Source organism: Kitasatospora sp. NPDC091257, assembly GCF_044757675.1.
GTDB classification, from domain to species: domain Bacteria; phylum Actinomycetota; class Actinomycetes; order Streptomycetales; family Streptomycetaceae; genus Kitasatospora; species Kitasatospora lactacystinica.
Window position 1 is genome coordinate 1 of sequence record NZ_JBIVVI010001395.1, and the last position, 2,135, is coordinate 2,135.

Genomic DNA, 2,135 nt, shown 5'->3' on the forward strand with positions numbered 1-2,135 from the left:
CTGGTGTCCGGGCGGTCCGGGGCCTGGTCGTCGATCACGGGCCCAACGTAGCGCGCGGTGTCCGCGAAGCGAAGGGCCGGGGCGGGAAGTCCCCGCCCCGGCCCTCCGGTCGGCCGGACGTCAGTCCATCTCGACCGCGGCCTCGGCGAACTGTGCCTGGTAGAGCCGGGCGTAGGCGCCGTCGGCGGCGATCAGCTCGTCGTGCGAGCCCTGCTCGACGATCGAGCCGTTCTCCATCACCAGGATCACGTCGGCGTCCCGGATGGTGGAGAGCCGGTGGGCGATCACGAAGCTGGTGCGGCCGGTGCGCAGCCGGGCCATGGCCCGCTGGATCAGCACCTCGGTGCGGGTGTCGACGGAGCTGGTCGCCTCGTCCAGGACCAGGATGGACGGCTGGGCGAGGAACGCCCGGGCGATGGTGATCAGCTGCTTCTCGCCGGTGCTGACGTTGGTGCCCTCGTCGTCGATGACGGTGTCGTAGCCGTCCGGCAGGGTGCGCACGAAGCGGTCGACGTGGGCGGCCCTGGCGGCCTCGACGACCTGTTCGCGGGTGGCAGACTCGGCGCCGTAGGCGATGTTGTCGGCGATGGTGCCGCCGAACAGCCAGGTGTCCTGGAGCACCATGCCGATGCCGGAGCGCAGTTCCTCGCGGGACATCGCGGCGATGTCCACGCCGTCGAGGGTGATCCGTCCGGAGCTGACCTCGTAGAACCGCATCAGCAGGTTGACCAGGGTGGTCTTGCCGGCGCCGGTGGGGCCGACGATGGCGACGGTCTGCCCGGGTTCGACCTTGAGCGAGAGGTCCTCGATGAGCGGCTTCTCGGGGTCGTAGCGGAAGGCCACGTCCTGGAAGGAGACCCGGCCGTGCAGCACGTCGGGCCGTTCGGGCATGGCCGGTTCGGGGCTCTGCTCGGGGGCGTCCAGCAGCTCGAAGACGCGTTCGGCGGAGGCGACGCCGGACTGCACCAGGTTGGCCATGCTGGCGACCTGGGTGAGCGGCTGGCTGAACTGCCGCGAGTACTGGATGAACGCCTGGACGTCGCCGATGGACAGCGAGCCGCTGGCCACCCGCAGGCCGCCGACGACGGCGACCAGCACGTACTGGAGGTTGCCGATCAGCATCATCGCGGGCTGGATGGTGCCGGAGATGAACTGGGCCTTGTAGCTGGCCTGGTAGAGCGCGTCGTTGTGCTCGCGGAAGGTCTCCGCGGACTCCTGCTGGCGCCCGAACACCTTGACCAGGGTGTGGCCGGTGTACATCTCCTCGATGTGGGCGTTGAGCTGGCCGGTGGACTTCCACTGCTGGACGAACTGCGGCTGGGCCCGCTTGCCGACCTTGGTGGCGACGATCACCGAGGCGGGCACCGAGACCAGTGCGATCACGGCGAGCAGCGGGGAGATCCAGAACATCATCGCGAGCACGCCGACCACGGTGAGCAGCGAGTTGACGACCTGTCCGAGGGTCTGCTGCATGGACTGGCCGATGTTGTCGATGTCGTTGGTGACCCGGCTGAGCACCTCGCCGCGCGGCTGCTTGTCGAAGTAGCTGAGCGGCAGCCGGGAGAGCTTGGCCTCGACGTCCTGGCGCAGCCGGTAGCCGGCGGCCTGGATGGCCCGGGTGGCCAGTCGGCCCTGGAAGATCCCGAAGACGGCGGAGGCGACGTAGATGCCGAGCACCCAGAGCAGGACGGTGCCGATGGCGCCGAAGTCCATGCCCTGGCCGGGGGTGAAGTCGACGGAGGAGAGCAGGTCGGCGACGCCGCCCTCGCCGTGGGCGCGCAGCCCGTCGACGACCTGTTCCTTGGAGGTGCCGGCCTGGAAGCGGGCGCCGACGACGCCGGCGAAGATCAGGTCGGTGGCGTCGCCGAGGATCTTGGGGCCGATGACGGCGCAGCCGATGCCGATGACGCCGAGGAGCAGGACGCCGATCAGGGTGTTGCGTTCGGGGCGCAGCAGGCCGAGGACGCGCTTGCCGGAGCCCTTGAAGTCCATGGACTTCTCGGTGCCCTGGCCGCCCATGAAGCGGCCGGGGCCGGCGGGGCCGCGGCGGGCGGCGGCGGCCTGGGAGTCGCTGGGCAGTCCGGTGTCCTCCGGCGGGGCGTCCCTCTTCAGGGTGTCCGTGGGGGCGCCGCCGG

At 70.5% G+C, this 2,135-nt stretch carries 1 protein-coding gene; it reads right to left on the reverse strand.

From position 1 onward, the window contains the following. Positions 1 to 120 precede the first annotated feature (120 nt). Entirely contained in the window at positions 121 to 2,019 is a 1,899-nt protein-coding gene (locus ACIQOV_RS38645; RefSeq protein ID WP_401055485.1) for an ABC transporter ATP-binding protein, read from the reverse strand. Between the last annotated feature and the right edge of the window lie 116 nt (positions 2,020 to 2,135).

Bases quoted from the DNA above. Each gene is read 5' to 3' on its own strand.
- ACIQOV_RS38645 (WP_401055485.1), bottom strand. From the start codon at position 2,019: ATGGGCGGCCAGGGCACCGAGAAGTCCATGGACTTCAAGGGCTCCGGC.